The following is a 19,759-nucleotide window of genomic DNA, read 5'->3' on the forward strand; positions in this document are numbered from 1 at the left end:
TATTTTTCACTTCCTGACTCCCCTCAATCAGTCTAAAAACCATAGACTAGAACTAGTTCCCCCTCTCCGCGGGAGAGGGGGCCAGGGGGTGAGGTGACCCGCATGCGATGAAACCAAAACCTCTATTGCTCCTGCTGCTCCTGCTGCTGCCCGGCCTGCTCCACGCCCAGCGAAAGCCCGCGCCAAAAAAAGCCCCCGCTCCCACCACCAGATTCGACCCGCGCCAGCGCCCCCGCAGCCTCACCGATGACCAACTGTTGGACCTGGTGCAGAAGCAAACCTTTCGCTACTTCTGGGATTTCGGCCACCCCGTATCCGGCATGGCGCGGGAGCGCAGCAATGTGGCCTACGACTACGGCAACGAGGTGGTGACCACCGGCGGCACCGGCTTCGGCATCATGGCCATCATCGTGGCCGCCGACCGCAAGTGGATTACCCGCGAGCAGGCCGCCACGCGCCTCTACAAAATGGTGCGCTTCCTGGAAAAGGCTGACCAGTTCCACGGCGTATTTCCGCACTGGCTGAACGGCGAAACGGGCAAGGTTATCCGCTTCGGCGCGAAAGACGACGGCGGCGACATCGTGGAAACCTCCTTCCTGATGGAAGGCCTGATTTGCGCCCGCCAGTACTTCACCGCCGACACGCCCGTGGAGCGCGACCTGCGCAACCACATTGGCTGGATGTGGGAAAACGTGGAGTGGAGTTGGCAAACCCAGGGCGGCCAAAACGTACTCTATTGGCATTGGAGCCCCAACAACGGCTGGAGCATGAACCACCAGATTCACGGCTGGAACGAGTGCCTGATAACCTACGTGCTGGCCGCGTCCTCCCCGAAATACGCCATCGACAAACCCGTGTATGACCAGGGCTGGGCCGTGGGCCCGGAGTTCAAAAACGGCAAGGAATACTACGGCGTCAAGCTCCCGCTGGGGCCGGATTTGGGCGGGCCGCTCTTCTTCACGCACTATTCCTTTTTGGGCCTGAACCCCCACGGCCTCAAGGACCAGTACGCCGACTACTGGCAGCAAAACCAGAACCACACGCTCATCAACTACGCCTACTGCGTCGAGAATCCCAAGCACTACAAAGGCTACGGCCCCAACACCTGGGGCCTCACCGCTTCCGACAGCTACCAGGGCTACGCCGCCCACAACCCCAAGGAGGATTTGAGCGTGATTTCGCCCACCGCCGCGCTCTCGGCCTTCCCCTACACGCCGGAGCAGTCCATGCGGGCGCTCAAGCATTTTTACTTTGACCTGGGCGATAAAATCTGGGGCGAATACGGCTTCGTGGATGGCTTCAGCGAGGACCACAACTGGCAGGCTAAGTCGTATCTGGCCATCGATGAAGGCCCCATCGTGGGCATGATTGAGAACTACCGCACGGGGCTTTTGTGGAAGCTGTTCATGAGCTCGCCCGACGTGCAGCGCGGGCTGGGCAAGCTGGGGTTTGAGAGCCCGGCGGTGAAGAAGTAAGGCGATGGAAAGAACGAAAACAGACCGTCATGTTGAGCGCAGCGAAGCATCTCGCCCGCTTCGCCAGGCTCCCCTCTCCGCGGGACTCTGCGTATCAAGCAAATGCGGGCCGGGGGGGAGGTCCCCCGTCAGGCGAAGCGGTCGAGATGCTTTGGCTACGCTCAGCATGACGTTTTTCTTTCTCCTCACTCTTCTTAGCCTAACCGCCCACGCACAGTCCAAAATCACCCCGCGCCCCACGTACTGCAACCCGCTCAACCTCGACTACGGCTACACGCCCATCCCCGATTTCGCCACCGCCGGCCGGCACCGCGCCACTGCCGACCCGGTCATCACTCGCTACAAGGGAGATTATTACCTGTTTTCCACCAACCAATGGGGCTACTGGTGGAGCCACGATTTGAACCACTGGAAGTTCATCGCCCGCCACTTCCTCCGCCCCGAGCACAAGGTGTATGACGACCTCTGCGCCCCGGCCGTGTTCGTGCTCGGCGATACGCTGCTGGTTTACGGCTCGACGCACGAGAAGAATTTTCCCATCTGGATGAGCACCAACCCCAAAGTCGATGACTGGAAAGAAGCCATCCACGACTTCCAGATTGGCGCCTGGGACCCCGACTTTTTCCTCGACACCGACGGAAAATTATACCTCTACTGGGGCAGCAGCAATAGCCTGCCGCTCTACGGCCAGCAAATCAGCCGCAAAACCTTCCAGCCCATCGGCGAGCCCAAAATTATGTTCGGGCTCAATGACCAGCAGTTCGGCTGGCAGCGCTTCGGCGAATACCTGGACAACACCTTCCTCGACCCGTTCATGGAAGGCGCCTGGATGACCAAGCACGGCGGTAAATACTACCTCCAATACGGCGCGCCCGGCACCGAATTCAGCGGCTACGCCGACGGCGTGCAGGTGGCCGACGCGCCGCTGGGCCCGTTCACGCCGCAGCCGCACAACCCGTTTGCCTACAAGCCGGGCGGCTTCGCGCGCGGCGCGGGCCACGGCAACACCTTCCAGGATGCATGGGACAACTGGTGGCACGTTTCCACGATGGTCATCAACATAAAAAACAACTTTGAGCGCCGCCTCGGCCTCTGGCCCGCCGGCTTCGATGCCGAGGGCACGCTCTACACCAACACCGCTTTCGGCGACTATCCGCACTACCTGCCCACCGGCCCCGCCGACCACCTCCAGCCGCAGTTCACCGGCTGGATGCTGCTCAACTACCAGCGCCCGGTGCAGGTGTCGAGCACCCTCGGCGGCTACCTGCCAAATTATGCCGTGGACGAAAGCATCAAGACCTACTGGAGCGCCGCCACGGCCAACCCCGGCGAGTTTATCCAGACCGACCTCGGCAGCCTAAGCACCGTGCGCGCCATCCAAATCAACTACGCCGACCAGGACGCCGAATTCCTGGGCAAGTCGAAAGGGGTGTTTCATCAGTACAAGCTTTACAGCTCGCTGGATGGCAAAACCTGGAAAATTCTGGTCGATAAAAGCCGGAACAAAACCGACGTGCCGCACGACTACATCGAGCTGCCCGCGCCGGTAAAAACCCGTTTCATCAAGCTCGAAAACGGACACATGCCCACCGGCAAATTCGCCATCAGCGGCCTGCGCGTCTTTGGCCTCGGCAGCGGCACGAAGCCGGCAAGCGTAAAGAATTTCGTAGTCTTGCGCACCGAAAAAGACAAGCGCAGCGCCTGGCTCCGCTGGGCGCCGGTCGACGGCGCCTACGCCTACAACATTTACACCGGCCTCGCGCCCGACAAGCTCTACTCCTGCATCATGGTGCACAGCGCCAACGACTACACCTTCAAAGGCATGGACAAGGACCGGCCCTATTATTTCACCATCGAAGCCATCAACGAAAACGGCGTTTCGGCCCGCACGCCGGTGATGCTGGCAAAGTAGAGACGCCTAATTGCGTCTCTACTTTGAACAAATCGGAACCGCGCTATCGGTATCGTGCCGTCATTACTGTTCAACGACGAGACGCAATTAGGCGTCTCTACATCGTTCTAACTATACACTTACGCTTCCCATGAAACGAATTCCCCTTGCCACGCTGCTCCTCGCCTTTGCCCTCGCCCCCGCCGCGCAGGCCCAGAAAAAACCCGCGCCCGCCGCTACCGGCGACCAGAAGATGAAGCAATACATCGACGCCCTGATGGCGAAAATGACCCAGCAGGAAAAAATCGGGCAGCTAAATCTGGTGTCCGTCGGATTCGATGTGACCGGGCCAGTGGTGAGCAAGGACGTGGACGCCAACATCCGCCGGGGCAACGTGGGGGGCGTGTTCAATACCTACACGCCGGTGGCGGTGCGCAAGCTCCAGGAAATGGCCCTGGAGCAGTCGCGGCTGCACATTCCGCTCATGTTTGGCTACGATGTCATTCACGGGCACCGCACCATTTTCCCCATTGCGCTGGGCCTGGCGGCCAGCTGGGATTTGAAAGCTATTGAACAGAGCGCCCGCATCGCGGCCGAGGAATCGACGGCTGACGGCCTGAACTGGGTGTTCTCGCCGATGGTGGACATTGCCCGCGACGCCCGCTGGGGCCGCATCTCCGAAGGCGCCGGCGAAGACCCCTACCTCGGCTCGCGCGTGGCCGAAGCCATGGTGCGCGGCTATCAGGGACCCGCCAACGACCTCTCCAACCCCAACACCGTGATGGCCTGCCTCAAGCACTTCGCCCTCTACGGTGCCGCCGAGGCCGGCCGCGAATACAACACCACCGACATGAGCAAGCAGCGCATGTACAACGAGTACCTGCCGCCCTACCAGGCCGCCGTGAATGCGGGGGTAGGCTCCGTCATGTCCTCCTTCAACGACGTGAACGGCACGCCCGCCACCGCCAACAAGTGGCTCATGACCGACCTGCTGCGCAAGCAGTGGGGCTTCAAAGGCTTCGTGGTGACGGACTACACCGCCATCCCCGAGCTGATAGAGCACGGCATGGGCAACGCCGAGCAGGTGGCCGCCCTGGCCCTGAACGCGGGCATCGACCAGGACATGGTGGGCGAGGAATTCCTGAAATACAGCGCCGTCAACATCAAGTCCGGGGCCGTGGCCCCAGCCCAGCTCGATGCCGCCTGCCGCCGCATTCTGGAAGCCAAATACAAGCTCGGCCTGTTCACGGACCCCTACCGCAACGTGAGCGCCGAGCGCGCCAGCAGCACCCTGATGAAACCCGAATTCATCGCCGCCGCCCGCGACATTGCCCGCAAAAGCATGGTGTTGCTGAAGAACGAGCGCAGCGCCCTGCCCCTGAAGAAAACCGGCAGCATTGCCCTCATCGGCCCGCTGGCCAACCGGCAGCGCGACGTGATTGGCAGCTGGAGCGGGGCCGGCGACTGGAAGCAGGCCGTATCTGTGGAGCAGGGCCTGCGCGCCGCCGCGCCCGGCCTGAAAATCACCTATGCCAAGGGCGCCAACATCGCCGACGACCAGCAGATGATTGACCGCCTGCAGGCCCACGGCGGCGACCTCGAAATCGACAAACGCAGCCCCGAGGAGATGATAAAAGAAGCCGTGCAGACGGCCCAGGCCGCTGATGTCATTGTGGCCGTGGTGGGCGAGTCGCAGGGCATGACCGGCGAGGCCGCCGCCCGCGCCGACATCAGCCTGCCCGGCCAGCAGCTGGCCCTGCTCAAGGCGCTGAAAGCCACCGGCAAGCCGCTGGTTCTGGTGCTGATGAACGGCCGCCCGCTGGCCCTGCCCTGGGAAGGCCAGAACGCCGATGCCATCCTCGAAACGTGGTTTGCGGGCACGCAGGCGGGCAATGCCATCGCCGACGTGCTGTTTGGCGACTACAACCCGAGCGGTAAAATCACGGCCACTTTCCCCGTGGCCGTGGGCCAGGAACCCATCTACTACAACCACAAAAACACGGGCCGGCCCTACGGCGGCGTGAAGCTCGACAAGTACAAGTCGCGCTACCTCGACGTGCCCAATGAGCCGCTCTACCCCTTCGGCTTCGGCCTGAGCTACACCACCTTCACTTACGGCAAGCCCACGCTCAGCAAAGCCACCATCGGCCCCGCCGAAACCCTGACGGTAACCGTAACCGTGCAAAACACCGGCAATGCCGACGGCGAAGAAGTGGCCCAGCTCTACCTCCGCGACCTGGTGGGCTCCATCTCGCGCCCCGTGTCGGAGCTGAAGGGCTTCCAGAAAATCATGCTGAAAAAGGGCGAGAGCAAGACCCTCACCTTCCGCCTCGCCCCCGATGCGCTGAAATTCTATAACAACGACCTGAAATTCGCGGCCGAGCCCGGCGATTTCCAGGTGATGGTGGGCGGCAACTCGCGCGACGTGCAGACGGTGCCGTTTAAGCTGGCGGTGAAGTAGCGCCGACCGGGTTATCCAGCTCGATGTGGGTGCGCGTGCCCTGGCCGGGGGCCGATTCCTGCCGCAGGCGGGCGCGCAGCATCTCCACACGCACGCCAATGCTGCGCAGGCCCACCCCGCCACTCGCGGGGTGGGAGCCCGCCGATGGGGCGGCGAAACCGCAACCGTCATCTTCCACGCCCAGGGCGAGGTGCTTATCCAGCTGCCGGAGCCGGATGACCAGGCGTGTGGCCCCGTGCGCGTGCTTTAAGGCATTGTGCACCAGCTCCTGGCAGATGCGGTAGAGCGCCAGTTCCTGGGGCAGCGGCAGGGGGCGCGGGTAGTTTACCTCAAGCACCACGGCCAGCGACGTGGTGCAGCGGCAGAGCTCTGCCAGGTTTTCCAGGGCCTTGACCAGGCCCGCGCGCGCCAGTTCGGCCGGGTAGAGGCTATGCGATACGCTGCGCACTTCCTCCACGGCATTGCCCAGCACTTCGCGGGCCAGCCCGAGCAGGGGCGCGGCATCATCGAGGTGGGGGTGATTGTCCAGGCGGTCGACCAGCATCTTGGCCATGGCGATGGAGGAGGCCACGTCGTCGTGCAAATCGCGGCCAATGCGCTCCCGCTCCGATTCCTGCGCCTCGATGACGGCCAGCAGCAGCCGTTGCTGGTACTCCGCTTCGGTGGCGTGCAGGCGGAGCTGCTGCCGCAGCAGGCGCTTCTGGTACGTGACCAGAAACACCACCAACGCGCCACCCGCCAGCAGCAGCAGCGCCACGCCGCTCAGCAGCAGCGCCCCAAAGGTTACTTCTGCGGGCGCATCCATAGGGCTCGGCAATAGCAGAGGTACAGCACGATGGACATGAAAGCGTTAATGGCCCACATCAACTGGTTCAGCTGCATGGAATAGTGCGCCAGCATGTAGTTGCTGAACAGTGCAATTTGCAGCTTGGCCAGGGAATAGAGCAGCAGCCCGGTCGACACCCAGAACATGGGGTCGTCGGCCAGGCTTTGCACCCGCAGCTCGTTGAGCAGCTTGCGGAAATACAGCCCCACCAGGCCCAGCACCAGCAGGCATTCGAGCACAAGCACGCCCGGCTTAAAGCGTGCCAGCTCGGGTGCCAGGCCGCTGCTGAGGGCTGCGTATGCCGCGAAACCACCGGCCACCCACGGCCACAGCCGCGTGAAAGCCGCCGATTGCAGGGCCCAGGCGTACACCGCCGCCAGCAGCCATAGCTCACCGGCCGCGTCCAGCGGAAGGAGCAGCAGGTTGGGGATTTTCCAGAAATGCAGCAGCGTCGATGCCAGCTCCAGGGCTACCCCAAACCAAATCAGGCCCACCAGGTACCGCAGGCCCTGGGGGAGCTGGCGGTAGCGCGCCAGGCCCAGCAAACCAATCAGCAGCAATACTGCCTGCGCTACGCTCCCAACAAGCACCAACCAAAAGGCGGCGTCAGTCTTCATGGTGGTCGGCTTTTGCAATGCTTCGCTGCATGGGCAGCCCCTTGCTCCCGGCCATTACGGTGCGGGCGGGCTAGGAATTGCCACGTCATACGAGGGGTCGCCGCTGCCCCGCAACGCGTTGTCGGTTCTGGTCACCACCAGGCCGAAGACGGCGACGGGCCCGTCGTTGTCGGGGCCGGAGCTGAAGTGGCTGTGCAAGCCCGGCATCAGATGAAACTCTTCCTTGTCGATATCCTCCGGTTGCAGGCTCATCAGCGGCGCCATAAAGTCGCTGACGTTGAAGTTGTAGCCGCGCAAGGGGCCGTAGCTACTGGCAAACAGCTGCCGGGTGGTCGGGAAGCGCTTGGTATTGGCCCAGTTGCGTTGCCAGTGGGCCGCCAGCACGTTGGCCGCTTCCATATTCATATCCTCCGCCTGGCGGCTTGCGGGTTGCTGGTCTTCCTCATTCCGGTAGTCGGCCAGGTAATATGAGGTGAGTCGCAGCCCTTGCGCGTCGGCCGCAAACAGGGCCACCGTGAAACGCCCATCCGGTTTAATCAAAAAACGCGCTTTGATGCCCTGAATACCCACTGCCGACATCAGCTCGATGATTTGCGGCACCTCAAACCTCACATACCCCAGGCGCGACCCCGACTTCGTGAGGAAGCACTTGGTCAGCGCGGTGCCGTCGCTCGGGTCGTTCACGGCTTTCACCCAAGTGGCCGTGTACTCATCAAACAGCACCTGGCTGATAATGCTGTCTGCGTCGAGGTATTTCGGGAGCGGAGAAATGGACTGCATAAACAACGGTTAGGTTGAATTTTATCAAGGACCAGCAGAATTTTGCAAAGCCTGCTGGCAAAGCTAATTCCAGCGGCCTCATGCTGGTACCTGCTGCTACAACTTTGTTTCCGGGCATGGCGTTGGCCTTGCAAGGAGGTAGCACTCAGCATAGCTCCGGGCCTTTTCCCAGCCCCGACGCGGCTTGTGGTCCGGCGGGCCGGGAGGCGCGGGCTCAGGCTGCCGGCTGGTTTCTGCCCGGCTCAGGGGCCGCTGCTGTGGCTGCCGCCACGCTTCGAAAGCCTCCGGTTAACTAGCTTGGCCCCCACAAGCGCAAACTAGCCCACCATTCTCCCAAACCCATGCATTCCGACTATTCTGTGGGCTACCGCACGGTCGAGGTATTCGACCACGAATTGGGCCTGTCGTTTCCCGTGGCGGTGCTCTACCCCACGCGCACGCCGGCCGTGGCCGTGCAGGCCGGGCCCTACTCGCTGGAAGTAGCGCCCGATGCCTCCCTCGCCGAGGGCATTTTTCCGCTGGCCATCATCTCCCACGGCGGCGGGAGCACCCCGTGGGCCTACCGCACGCTGGCCTACTACCTCGTCCGCCACGGCTACGTTATCGGCCTGCCCGAGCATCCGTTCAATAACCGCCACGATGATACCTGGGGCAGCAAGCGACAGAACCTCACGGCCCGCCCCCGACACCTGCACCTGGCCATCAGTGCTTTGTTCGGCCACGCGGAGCTTGCGCCGGCGTTGCACCCCAACCGCGTGGCCGTCATCGGGCACTCCATGGGGGGCTACACCGCGCTGGCCGGGGCCGGCGGGCAGCCGACGTCCTTGCCCTGGGAATCAGCGGATGAGCAGCCTCGTCCCATTCCCGTCGTGCCCGACGGCCGCATCAGTGCCCTGGTGCTGCTGGCTCCGGCCACGGGCTGGTTTCGGCGGGCGGGAGCCCTGCGCGACGTGCGGGTGCCGGTGCTGCTACTCGCCGCCGAGCACGACGAGCCCACGCCCTATTTCCACAGCCAGATTGTCATCAACGGGCTACCTGACCCCAGCAAGCTGGAACACCGGGTGGTGGCAAATGCCGGCCATTTTTCCTTCCTGAGTCCTTTTCCCGAGGCCAGGACCAGCCCCGCTTTTCCGCCTTCGCAAGACCCGCCCGGCTTTAATCGGGGCCACTTTCAGGAAGAGCTGCATGCGGAAGTGCTGGCTTTTTTGGCGCGGACAGCTTCGTAGCGCGACCTGGGCCGCGCACCGGCCAGCCCTTCCTTATTCCACTTGCGGCGGCCGCAGGGCTTCCCAGCCGGGCAAGGCACTGCCGGCCGTCGGCACCGGCCCCCGCGGCACCACCGCCAGCGGGGGCGGCGGCTCGGCGGGGCGCAAAGGCCCCACCGTTGCCGGCTTATCCTTACCCAAAACTATTTGGCGTCCATCCGGAGAAGTTTGACCGGTTGAAGCCCCCCGATTTCGGCCTCCCAACAACCGGTCAGAGCGCCTAGGGCGGTCAGACCGGAGCAACGACTTCCGCCGGAAGCAACAGGCCCCATTGGTACCAACGGGGCCTGTTGCTTTCGGCGGCAAGCGCTTAGTTATACCCCTTCAAGTACCCCAGCTCGCGGCGCTTGGCGGGCAGTTCGGCCTCGTCATACTGGGCTTCGAGCAGCACCAGCATTTTGGAGAGCACCCGGTCGACCTGGGTTCCGAGGGTGTCTTTGGTACCTTTGAGGATACCCGTGGCCGATTCGTGGGCTTTGGCAGCCTTGGCGGCCCGCCGGTAGGCGGCTTCGATGGGCTGCCAGAAGGCCAGGCCGTAGTCGCCGGCGGTGAGGCCGTGGGTGGTGAGGGGTGGCGCTGGCGCGCGTCTGCGACGCGCTGCCTACTGGCTGCGAGCCTGCGGCTCGGTCGTTAAACAGGGGGGCGAACAAGTCGTTCGCCCCGCGCGTCAGAGACGCGGAACCAGTGGCAGCGCGTCGCAGACGCACGCCAGCAGCGTCGCCCCTATTCCACCCGCATCACGCGCAGGTAATCCAGCATGGCCTGGTTCACCTCGCCGTTCATGTTCTGGTTGGCGGGCTCGTAGGCGAGGGTGAGGAGGTGAGTGCCTGTTGAGAGGCGCACGAGGATGGGGTTCGAGAAGCCCCAGTTGCTCCATTCTTCCACGCCGCGCTGGGGCAGCACCACGGTGCCCAGCAGCGTGGGGCCGCGCCGCAGCGTGCGGATGGCGCACTTGTTGTTGGTATTGATGGGGCCGTTGCCGTTGGCGTAGCGAAAATCGAGGGCGTAGAGGCCGGTTTCGGGCACGGTGACGGGGATGGTAAGGGCCGTGTTTTTGGTGGCCGTAATTTCGACGAAGCCCTTGCCGGTGTAGCCTTTGTAGGCCTGGGTGGCTTTGGGGGCCACGGTTTCGAGCTGCACCGGCCGAATAGCGGCCGCATCGGTCCCCGTTTCGATGGGTTCGCTGGCAAAAGATTCCCGGCTGGCATCGTCCACGGCAATCACCTGGTAGGCAGCGAAGGGACCGGCGGGCACGGCGTATTCGGTGGCTTTGGTGGTACTGATGAGCAGGCCGTTTTTCAGCAGCTGGAATTCTTCGGCACCCTCGGGCTTGTTCCAGTTGAGGCGGCCCTGGGCGAGGGTGGCGGTGGGCGTTTCGGGGGCCACGGCATCGGTCACGCGGTTCACGGCTTGAGTAGCCGGGGCTTCGCTGCTGAGCATGATTTTCACCGCGTGCCGCCCGGTGAGGCCGGCCGAAATGGCGGCATCGGGCAGCGGCTGGCCATCTAGCGTAATGCTCTTGATGGTGTTGCCGAAGCCGCTCATCTCCACGTCGAGCACGGCCTTGCGATACCGGAAGCCGCTGAGGCGGCGCTGCCCCGCAAACGCCTGCGGCACGAAGGGCCGGAACACCAGCTGGTCGCCCTGGTACTGCATCCCAAACAGCACCTTGTACACCAGCCCCAGGCTGCCCGACAAGCTCCAGAGCATGTTGCTGCTGTTGATTTGGGTGCCCGCGAAGTCCCCGTTGCGGGCCACGAAGTTTTCCTTGTTGGTGAGAAACAGCGCGGCCGGCCGGTAGATGGCGGCCATGCTTTCGGTGAGGGAGGCCTCGTTGCCGGCTTTGGCGGCGGCCAGCGCCCAGAAGCTCTGCACGAAGGGCCACACGGCATCGTTGTGGTAGGCCGGAATGCCTGAAATCTGCGGATAGAGGCAGGAAATGCCGTAGGGCGTGGTGGGAGTTTTGCTCACCACCGTCTGCGCCCGCTCGCCTTCGGCAATGCCGAACAGCACGCACAGGGCCTCGCCCAGCGCCTCGGCTTTGGGCGAAAGCATCAGCGCGGTGCGGCCGTAGAGGTACTGGCCGTAGTAGCCCTTGTCATCCTGCCAGAGGTGCTGGTTGATGGCGTCTTTGATGGTGGCGGCCTGGCGCTTGTGCTGGGCGGCCACGCCGGGCTGGCCGAGCTTGGCCGCCATCTGGGCCAGCACCACATTGCCCTGGTAGTGGGCGGCGTTGGTGCCCAGGTTTTCGCTCTGGTAGATGTCCACGGGCTGCATCCAGCGCGGGTAGGTCTGCTCGCGCCAGTCCAGGAACGACGACTCGCCGCGCACCAGGCCCGTGGCGGGGTCGTAGGCGTTCTGCACGTCGTCGGCAATGCTCTGCCTGATGATGGGGTACACCTTGCGCAGCCAGGCCTCGTCGCCGGTGGCCTGGTAAATTTCCCAGGCCGCCGTGGCCCAGATAATGCGGTCCGTCGAGCACGGGTAAGCCCCGCCCGTGCCGGTGTCCTGAATAATGCGGCCGCTCGGGCTCACCTTGCGCAGGAGGCTGTTCATGGCCACTTTGGGCTGCAGGGTGGCCTGCGCCAGGATGATGCTGTAGCTCACGTCGCGCGTCCAGACGCCGGCCCACTCCTTGCCGGTGCGGAAGGTGCTGTCGGGCTCCACGGCACGGCGGGCTTCTTCCAGGGCCAGGTTGTAGAGGGCATCGGCCAGCGGGTAGTCGGAAGAGTATTGCGGGAAATCGGCGGTGTTGATGCTCTTTTTCCAGCTCTGGGCGGTGGTTTTGGCGGCGGCGGGCTGGTTCAGCGTCAGCGTCACTTCGTAGATGCCGTCGCCGTCGGGGTCCTTCAGCTCCAGCTCGGGCTTGTTGGTGAGGTTGTCGAAATCCCAGCTCAGCGGGGCCGTGCCGCCGGCCACGTACACGTGCTTAAAATCCTGCTGGTACAGCTTGTCGCCCTTGAATGTGGTATAGAACCCCTGCTTCCTGAACGCCGCCAGCACGGGCCGCAGGTCGAGGCGGATTTTCACCGGCGTGTTCGGCGCCAGGTAGGTATCGGCCGTTGCGGGCGTGGCGTCCACGTAGTGCTGGCCAAACACGATGGGCGGCGTTTCGATGGGTCCGCCGCCCGGCCGGGGCACGGCCACCAGCAGGTGGTTCAGGCCCGAAGCCATCTCATTGTCCTTGCCGTTGATGCTGAATTTGAACTCCACGCGCGGGCTCTGCCGGTCATTCGCCGGGCTCTGGTAGTTCGAAACCAGCTCGGTGGCGGAGAGGGCGCGGGCCTCGTATTTGCCCTGCACCACCCGGTCGCGGTACAGCGTGTAGGCGTCGGATTGCCAGATGGGAGTTGTCACAACGGGAGCGGTGGCGGTGGCAGTAGTTGCAGCAGGCTTAGGCGTCTGGCAGGCATTGAGCAGGCCCAGCGTGAGCAGGAAGCCGGTGGCGAGAGGGGCGGATTTCATTGTAGCGTTTAGGCGGTGGGAATGGCTCGGGCATGCAAATTACGGCGTTTCGGGGCTGGGCGGTCCACCTCACCCCCCGGCCCCCTCTCCCGCGGAGAGGGGGAGCTGGACGATTTTCACAAACAGATTTTGTCAACAACCAAGCCGATTAGCTGCGGAGCCGCAGCAGGTTTGTAGCATTCATCAACGCTGTGAAGTCCGAGCCGCGTAGCGGTGACAGATTAGTCCGAACATTTCTGTCACCGCTACGCGGCTTTCCACAGCTTACGGCGGGGTTTATTTACCAGGACTTACGCAGTCGAAAAAGCCGCAAAGCGGCGACACGTTGGTAGCCTGGGAGTTGTCGTCAGGTTTTGAGCCGCAAAGCGGCGGCACTTATGGCGTGAACAGGGTGCCGCCGCTTTGCGGCTATGCACTTATTTTCAGCGCTTTACTACCAACGTGTCGCTGCTTTGCGGCTTTTTCGACTGCGTAAGCCCTGTTTACAAAGCTGCTGCCGCCACGCGGCTGGTTTTTACCCCAGCGACTTCGTGAACCCCACCTTAATCTTCAGCTGGAAGTCGGCAATCACCTTGAAAATTTCTTTCAGCGTCACCTGCTCCACTTTGGTCAGGCTTTTGGGGTCCAGGTAGTTATCCGGCGGCACTTTGTCGCTGATAATCTGGACGGCCTGCTTTTTCAGGCGCACGCCCATCAGGTAGTAGTAAGATTGGAGCAGCTCCTGGGTTTCGCTTTCCGTGAACACGCCCAGGACTTTGAGGGCCTCCAGGCGCTCGCCGGTGTTGGTGGCGAAGATGCGGTGCTTGAGGGCGTACATGCGCACCAAATCGACGATGGGCGACATGGTTTTCTTGAGGTTGAACACCTGCTGCGTGCCCACGGTGAAGGTGCGGATGTTGCGGAAAAACGTGAGCGGCGGCTCGTATTGCAGCGCGTTCACGGCCATGTAGTGGAAGAACCGGTCGCGGGGTTTTTGCAGCTCCACGTCCAGAAATTCGTGCAGCTCGTCCATGATGGTGGCGTCGCCGTAGAGGTAGCGGCAGTCGAAGGACGCGGCGAACTGCATGCCCGTTTCGGGGTTCGAGTCGGTCAGCCACTCCACGTAGTTGCGCTTCCAGTGCGAGAGCGAGTGCGTCCACTTCGGGTTTTTGGCCATGAAGCCGCCCTCGCAGTAGCTGAACCCGATTTCGTTGAGCTGGTCGCTCACGATTTCGGCGAATTTCAGGAAGTAGTCGCGCACCAGCTCGCGGTGCTCGTTGGCCTTGTCCTCGTAGATAATGGCGTTGTCCTGGTCCGTGAGCAGGGTTTGCTCCTTGCGGCCCTCGCTGCCCAGCACCATGAACACGAACTTGGCCGGCGGCGGGCCCAGCTCCGCAATGGCGCCCTCAATCACCTTCAGGGCAATGGTATCGGACACGGTGGTGATGACCTGGTTCACGATTTCGGGCTTCACGCCGCGGTTCAGCAGCTGGTACACCATCTCGGGCACCTGCTCCCAGCGGCGCTTCAGCTCGGGCACGGCCTGGGCCAGCTTCACCGACTGGATGAAGATAAACGGCGACTGCGCCTGGTCGTCGGTCAGCAGCTTGTTGCGGCTGAGAAAGCCCACGTATTCGCCCTCGTTCTCCACCAGCAGGTAGCGCGTCTTGGTCCGAAACATCAGCAGAATGGCCTCGTACACAAAGGCCTTGGTGCTGATGCTCACAATGGGCGTGTCCAGAATGGTGCCCACCGGCTCGCGGGCATCGGCCAGGGCGGCCACCACTTTGTCGCGCAGCGTAATGTCGGTCACGTAGCCGATGATGTGGCCGTTTTCGTCGGCATTGGTGATGAAGTAGCAGCTGGTGCGGGCGGCGGCCATGCGCTGGGCCACCTCAAAAATGGGCGTGTAGGCGGCGCACAGCACCACCGGGCGCAGCTCCAGCGTCTCGATGCGGCGCGAGTAGAGCTGGTCGGACGTGAGGTAGCTTTCGGCGGCGCTGCCCCGGTTGGGCCGCACAAAGTGGGCGTATTCCTCGTTGAGCATCCGCTGGCCGTAGCGCGCCGTGAAGAAGTGAAAAAAGTCCTCGTAGGCCTGGCAGAGGGCCAGAAACTCGCGGCGGTGCAGGAAATACACGCGGGTGTCCTTGCGGGCCACCACCGTGCGGAGCGACCTTTTCTTGTTCAGCAGCAGCGAAATGCCGCCGTAGCAGTCGCCCCGGCGGCTGTGCTCCACCACGCGCCGGTTCTGCTGGCTGTCGTAGAAAAACGTCTCGTACTCGCCGTCTACCACGATGTCGAGGCCGCGCATTTTGGTCGCGTCCTGGTAGTAAATAATGGCCTCGCGGGGGTGCCGCACTTCCTGCAGGCCCTCGGCCACTTCGGCCAGTACTTCCTCGGGCAAGCGGTTGAAAGGCGTGACCGTGCGGAGAAAATCGAGTTTTTCGCTCATGGGGCGGGGCAAGTGGTGGGCCCGTAAAGTTAGAGCGTCAGGCAGCAGAACGGCATCAGCAAAACGTTATGGAAAGCCCGCCCTGCCTCGGCTGCGCCCGGCAGGACGGGCTTTTTTTACGCTCTTACCTTTCCGACCCCGCCCTTACGCTATCAGAAAAAAGGCCAGCAGCACCAGCACCAGGCCGGCCATGAGCAGCCAGGGGGCCACCCCAATCTGCAGTTTGCGCGCCGCAGTCATCGGGAGCGGAAACCCTACCGGCGGCCCTTGTGCGGCCATGGTTTCGTCGGTGATGGTGCCCTGGCGGCGCATTTCGAAGAAGCAGCGGGCAGCGGCGTACGCATCGGCCAGGGCATCGTGCTCGCGGGGCTGGGGCTCGTGGAACAGCCGCTGGTACAGCTCGCCCAGCCGCAAAAATCCCTGCGTGGAATGCCGCAGCAACGGCCCCGTGGCGCGCATGGTGCAGAAAGTGGGCAGCCCCAGCAGCGGGTTGGTGAGCCCGGCCCGATGAAAGCCCACGCCCACCATGTGATAATCGAGCTGCATGAAATGCGCCACCACCAGCGGCTGGTAGTGCAGCAGGTCGCGGTGCAGAAGTTGCATCACGGTGTGCCGCGACTTGCCGTTTTCGCGCAAAAAGTCCAGCGTGAGGCCGTGCACACTGCCCGAAGCCGGGTCCATGTCATAGTCGCTGGCCTGGATGTAGTGGTTTTCGGCCTTCACTTCCTGGCCGTCGCGGGTGTACACCACCCAGGCCAGCTGCGCGATGTGCGGCCAGTTGTCGCGGCTGGCATACGGCTTATTCCAATCGCGCGGGATGCCCGAGGTTTCGGTATCAACGAACAGCAGGTAGTCTTTCAATTTTCAGTTAACAATTAGCAGTTAACAGTGAGCAATGAACAACAATAAGTTAACAGTTTTCATCAGCTCCCTGTTCACTGCTCACTGAACCTTTCACCTCCGCCCCGGCTGCGACGACGCCCGGGTCATCAGCTTGGGTTGAATCACGATTTTGCGGGGGGGGCGGTCGTGGTTGCGGTCCTGCACCATTTCCAGGAGCAGGCGCATGGCGGCCTGGCCCATTTCCTCGCAGCACTGGTCCACGGAAGTGAGGTTAGGCTCGGTGAGCGACGTGAAGCTTTCGTTGCTGAAACCGGCCAGCGCCACGTCCTCGGGGATGCGCAGCTTGCGCTGCTTGAGCACCAGCATGGCCCCGACAATGGTAAAATCGCTGGCCGAAAAAACGGCGTCGGGCGGCTGGGGCAGGGCCAGCAGCTGCTTCATGCCCACGTCGCCATCTTCCTGCCACATCTCGCTGAAAATCACCAGCTCGTCTTCCACCGGCAGGCCGTATTCGAGCAGGGCCTGGCGGTAGCCACCGAAGCGGTTGATGTAGATGTGCAGGTGCTGCGGGCCGCCGAAGTGGGCAATGCGCCGGCAGCCCTGCTCCAGCAGGTGCTTCGTGGACTGGTAGCCGCCCTGAAAGTCGTCCAACTCCACCGCATTCATCTCGAAACCGTCCGGAATGCGGTCGAAGAACACCAGCGGAATGTCGCGCTTGGTAATCTTGTCGAAGTGCCGAAAATCGTGCGTCGTGCGCGCCACCGACATCATAATGCCGTCGACCTGCGCGTTAATCATCGTGTCCACGTTTTTCTGCTCCTGCTCGTAGTCCTCGTTCGACTGGCACAGCAGCACGTTGAAGCCGGCGCGGTTGGCCAGCACCTCGGCGCCCTTCATCACCTGCGAAAAGAAGTGCCCGTCAATGTGCGGCACGATGACGCCCAGCGTGCTGCTGCGGCCCTTGCGCAGGGCCGCCGCCAGGTGGTTGGGCTGGTAGTTGAGCTGCTCGGCCAGCTTCCACACCCGCTGCCGGGTGGCCTCGCTGATGCGGGAATGGCCGCTCAGTGCCCGCGAAACGGTGGAAACGGCCAGGTTCAACTCCTTGGCAATGTCCGAAATAGAAGCGCGTTTTTGGGCCAAGATGGTGGGAAAACAAATGGTGGGAATTCAAAAGTACAGGCAGCACATTAATTATGGATGAGCACGGCCCGCCCGCTGGTATCGGGCAATAATGAAGTACCGTCCCCCCTCCTCCCTACTCCTGCCACACGGCCACGCCGCCGGGCGCTACCTCGCGGGTGCCCACCAGCAGCCTGGCACCGGCCGGCACCGGGGCGGCGTGCGTTTCGGAAGTGAAGTTGGCGGCCACCCAGAAGCCGTCGCGCCAGTTCACCACAAACTGGTCGGGCAGAGCCTCCACGGGCACGTTGGCGGCGGCGTACACGCTACGCAGCACGTCGCGCTCCAGGTCGCCGAGGTACGAATCGACGCCTACGTAAGTCACGGTGCCTTTGCCCAGCTTGCGGGTGGTCACGGCCGGGGCGCCGGTGTAGAACTGGTCGGCGTATCTGGCCAGCGTGGTGGTGCCGGCGTTGGGCACCAACAGCTCGCCCCAGGAGCCCCAGTCGTAGTTTTTGCCGCCAAACGCGACCTTGCCCAGCACCTGACCGGGCAGCATATCGAAGGGCCGCTCACCGAATTTCGCGCCGATGAGGTCCAGGATTGGCGCGGCCCAGGGGCCTTCCCAGAGCATGCCGCGGCGGTCTTTCTGGCCGGTGCGGGTGGATAGAATGAGGTGGCCGCCATTCTGCACGTAGGCCGTCCAGCGGTCCACCAGGGCTTTATCGAGCAACTGGTAGGCCGGGGCCACCAGGAACGGGTACCGGCTGAAATCCTGGTCTTCGGTGATGACGTCGACCGGGCAGCTCATGGCTTTGAGGGCACCGTAGTACCGAAACATGTGCTCCAGCGTGCCCCAGCGGGTGGTGGAAGGGTGATTGTCGAGGTCGAAGCGGTTGTCGAAGTTGTAGAGGAAGGCCGTGCGGCGGGCGGCGTAGCGGGCCGGCATGGCGGCGTTGGGCTTGCGTAGTTTCCGCAGCTGGTTGATTTCCTGCATGGCCTGGGCGTATTCGAGGCCGCCGGGCAGGGGCGTCACCCCATCGGGCCCCACAAAACCGTAGTGGTACAGCTCGCTGCCGGCCCGCGGCTGCCGGTAGCGGTACGAGCAAATCAGCTTCGCCCCCGAGCCGAAGGCGTGCATGAGCCACATGTGCACCGCGCCGGGCAGCGGCTGCGGGTTGATGTCGCCCCAGTTCACCTGGCCGGGCTGCAGCTCCATGATGCCCTCGCTGCCATTGAGGGCGCGGGCGAAGTCGTGCATGAAGCCCAGGCCGTTGGCGCTGCCCAGCCGGAAGCCCAGCGGACCATTCTGGCCGAACATTTCGCCGTGCACCGGATAGGTGGTCCAGGTGGTGATGTCCACGTCCTGGCGCGACAAGGCGGGATTGAGGTCGCGGTGGTTGGCCATGTGGTTGGTGGTCACCCATTGGTGGCGGGCGTACTGGCGCAGCGTGGTAGCCTGGGCGCGAATGTAGTCGGCTGCCTCGTCGGCAAAAAAGCGCTGGAAATCCAGCAGTGCGTGCGGGTTGGGCGTGGCCACCAGCTCTTCCTGGTTGGGGATGCGCACCTGCCCGAAATTCTGGTAGAGCTGCGACCAGAACGTGTTGCCCCAGTCGCGGTTCAGGTTGGCGATGGTGCCGTATTTCTGCTTCAGCCAGGCCTGAAACCGGGCTTTGCTGAAGTCGTCGTAAGAAAACTGCCGGCCGTAGTGGCTAAGCTCGTTGTCAATCTGCCAGCCCACCACGGCCGGGTTCCGGCCGAAGTGCTGGGCCAGCTGGGCGTTGATTTTGGCCACGTACTGCCGGAACAGCGGCGAGCTCCAGTTGCCCTGCTGGCGGGTGCCGTGCTCCATGCGGCGGCCCTGGGCATCCACCATCAGGATTTCGGGGTGGTTTTCGGCCAGCCACACGGGCGGGGTGGCGCTGGGGGTGCACAGCACCACTTTCAGGCCGGCTTTGCTGGCCAGGGCCACGGCGCGGTCCAGCCAGTCGAGGGTATATTTGCCTTCCTCCGGCTCGTAGAGGCCCCAGGCAAACTCGCCCATGTGCACGAATTCCAGGCCCAGCTTGCGCATGTTGGCGAAATCGCGGGCCCACTGGCTTTCCGGCCACGCCTCGGGGTAGTAGTACACCCCAATGGTCATCATATCGGCCGCCGGGAAGTAGTCGGGCGCGGCTTTGGCAGCGGCAACTTTAGTGACTGGCGCGGCTTTTTGCGCGGTGGCAGCGGGCACGGCGTTTAGGAGGAACAGGCCAGTCAGGAGGCCGCAGAGTAGCCGGGTTGAGTGGAGCATGGGGCGGGGTTTGGAGATGCTTAAAAAAGAACGTCATGCTGAGCGAAGTCGAAGCATCTCGCGTGCAGTAGTAATTCAATCGATTGGTTTACTACTGCACGCGAGATGCTTCGACTTCGCTCAGCATGACGTTCTCTCGATAACGTTCAATCAATCAGCTATTCTACTTCTACAGTTCCCTTATAGTGCACTTCCGACTGCTCCCGGAGCCGCCCGGCACTGAATTCCGGCGTGATATCCCGCTGCGGGTCGCCCAGCATTTCGTAGCCCACCATGAACTTGCGCACCGTGGC

The 19,759-nt window shown here is 63.0% G+C and carries 14 protein-coding genes; 4 read left to right on the forward strand and 10 right to left on the reverse strand.

The features are described 5' to 3' along the window. Positions 1-107 precede the first annotated feature (107 nt). The 3 genes from J4G38_RS21580 to bglX all read left to right on the forward strand — a co-directional run bounded on the left by J4G38_RS21580 (position 108) and on the right by bglX (position 5,827). Entirely contained in the window at positions 108-1,475 is a 1,368-nt protein-coding gene (locus tag J4G38_RS21580; protein WP_210520984.1) for a glucoamylase family protein, read from the forward strand. Between the two features lie 166 nt (positions 1,476-1,641). Then, positions 1,642-3,387 (forward strand): family 43 glycosylhydrolase, encoded by a 1,746-nt coding sequence (locus J4G38_RS21585; RefSeq protein WP_210520985.1) that lies wholly within the window; start codon positions 1,642-1,644, stop codon positions 3,385-3,387. Between the two features lie 130 nt (positions 3,388-3,517). Further along, on the forward strand, positions 3,518-5,827 hold the full coding sequence (gene bglX, locus J4G38_RS21590) for a beta-glucosidase BglX (protein ID WP_210520986.1): 2,310 nt from the start codon (positions 3,518-3,520) through the stop codon (positions 5,825-5,827). Here the strand turns inward: bglX and J4G38_RS21595 are convergent. The 3 genes from J4G38_RS21595 to J4G38_RS21605 are packed head-to-tail and all read right to left on the reverse strand — an operon-like array spanning position 5,808 to position 8,050. Next, positions 5,808-6,632: a sensor histidine kinase gene (locus J4G38_RS21595; protein WP_210520987.1), complete on the reverse strand. Its 825-nt coding sequence runs from the start codon at positions 6,630-6,632 to the stop codon at positions 5,808-5,810. The two genes, bglX and J4G38_RS21595, sit on opposite strands and share 20 nt — an antisense overlap. Next, positions 6,611-7,270 carry a hypothetical protein gene (locus J4G38_RS21600; RefSeq protein ID WP_210520988.1) on the reverse strand — a complete coding sequence of 220 codons (660 nt, stop codon included), beginning with the start codon at positions 7,268-7,270 and terminating at the stop codon, positions 6,611-6,613. Before J4G38_RS21600 ends, J4G38_RS21595 begins: the two co-directional genes overlap by 22 nt. A gap of 54 nt (positions 7,271-7,324) precedes the next feature. Beyond that, complete coding sequence (locus J4G38_RS21605; RefSeq protein ID WP_210520989.1) at positions 7,325-8,050, reverse strand: hypothetical protein; 726 nt, start codon at positions 8,048-8,050, stop codon at positions 7,325-7,327. 341 nt (positions 8,051-8,391) lie between these two features. Between J4G38_RS21605 and J4G38_RS21610 the strand changes: the two genes are divergently transcribed. Next, the gene (locus J4G38_RS21610) at positions 8,392-9,276 is read left to right on the forward strand and encodes an alpha/beta hydrolase family protein (RefSeq protein ID WP_210520990.1); all 885 of its coding nucleotides are present in this window, start codon (positions 8,392-8,394) and stop codon (positions 9,274-9,276) included. Between the two features lie 33 nt (positions 9,277-9,309). Here J4G38_RS21610 and J4G38_RS28750 read toward each other — a convergent pair whose 3' ends face one another. The 7 genes from J4G38_RS28750 to J4G38_RS21645 form a co-directional block, all read right to left on the reverse strand. Further along, complete coding sequence (locus J4G38_RS28750; RefSeq protein WP_262906190.1) at positions 9,310-9,432, reverse strand: hypothetical protein; 123 nt, start codon at positions 9,430-9,432, stop codon at positions 9,310-9,312. A gap of 606 nt (positions 9,433-10,038) precedes the next feature. Beyond that, entirely contained in the window at positions 10,039-12,780 is a 2,742-nt protein-coding gene (locus J4G38_RS21615) for an alpha-L-rhamnosidase-related protein (protein ID WP_210520992.1), read from the reverse strand. A 514-nt stretch (positions 12,781-13,294) separates the two neighbouring features. After that, entirely contained in the window at positions 13,295-15,211 is a 1,917-nt protein-coding gene (locus tag J4G38_RS21620) for a DUF294 nucleotidyltransferase-like domain-containing protein (protein WP_210520993.1), read from the reverse strand. A 144-nt stretch (positions 15,212-15,355) separates the two neighbouring features. Continuing rightward, positions 15,356-16,072: a 3'-5' exonuclease gene (locus J4G38_RS21630; RefSeq protein ID WP_210520994.1), complete on the reverse strand. Its 717-nt coding sequence runs from the start codon at positions 16,070-16,072 to the stop codon at positions 15,356-15,358. Positions 16,073-16,165: 93 nt separating this feature from the next. After that, on the reverse strand, positions 16,166-17,194 hold the full coding sequence (locus tag J4G38_RS21635) for a LacI family DNA-binding transcriptional regulator (RefSeq protein ID WP_210520995.1): 1,029 nt from the start codon (positions 17,192-17,194) through the stop codon (positions 16,166-16,168). Positions 17,195-17,309: 115 nt separating this feature from the next. After that, complete coding sequence (locus J4G38_RS21640; protein ID WP_210520996.1) at positions 17,310-19,466, reverse strand: beta-galactosidase; 2,157 nt, start codon at positions 19,464-19,466, stop codon at positions 17,310-17,312. Between the two features lie 158 nt (positions 19,467-19,624). Then, positions 19,625-19,753 (reverse strand): hypothetical protein, encoded by a 129-nt coding sequence (locus J4G38_RS21645; RefSeq protein ID WP_226163650.1) that lies wholly within the window; start codon positions 19,751-19,753, stop codon positions 19,625-19,627. Positions 19,754-19,759 lie beyond the last annotated feature (6 nt).

The sequence above is a fragment of the Hymenobacter terricola genome, assembly GCF_017921975.2.
GTDB lineage: Bacteria > Bacteroidota > Bacteroidia > Cytophagales > Hymenobacteraceae > Hymenobacter > Hymenobacter terricola.

Coding starts and splice junctions, on each gene's coding strand:
- J4G38_RS21580 (WP_210520984.1), top strand. CDS start 108: ATGAAACCAAAACCTCTATTGCTCCTGCTGCTCCTGCTGCTGCCCGGC.
- J4G38_RS21585 (WP_210520985.1), top strand. CDS start 1,642: ATGACGTTTTTCTTTCTCCTCACTCTTCTTAGCCTAACCGCCCACGCA.
- bglX (WP_210520986.1), top strand. CDS start 3,518: ATGAAACGAATTCCCCTTGCCACGCTGCTCCTCGCCTTTGCCCTCGCC.
- J4G38_RS21595 (WP_210520987.1), bottom strand. CDS start 6,632: ATGGATGCGCCCGCAGAAGTAACCTTTGGGGCGCTGCTGCTGAGCGGC.
- J4G38_RS21600 (WP_210520988.1), bottom strand. CDS start 7,270: ATGAAGACTGACGCCGCCTTTTGGTTGGTGCTTGTTGGGAGCGTAGCG.
- J4G38_RS21605 (WP_210520989.1), bottom strand. CDS start 8,050: ATGCAGTCCATTTCTCCGCTCCCGAAATACCTCGACGCAGACAGCATT.
- J4G38_RS21610 (WP_210520990.1), top strand. CDS start 8,392: ATGCATTCCGACTATTCTGTGGGCTACCGCACGGTCGAGGTATTCGAC.
- J4G38_RS21615 (WP_210520992.1), bottom strand. CDS start 12,780: ATGAAATCCGCCCCTCTCGCCACCGGCTTCCTGCTCACGCTGGGCCTG.
- J4G38_RS21620 (WP_210520993.1), bottom strand. CDS start 15,211: ATGAGCGAAAAACTCGATTTTCTCCGCACGGTCACGCCTTTCAACCGC.
- J4G38_RS21640 (WP_210520996.1), bottom strand. CDS start 19,466: ATGCTCCACTCAACCCGGCTACTCTGCGGCCTCCTGACTGGCCTGTTC.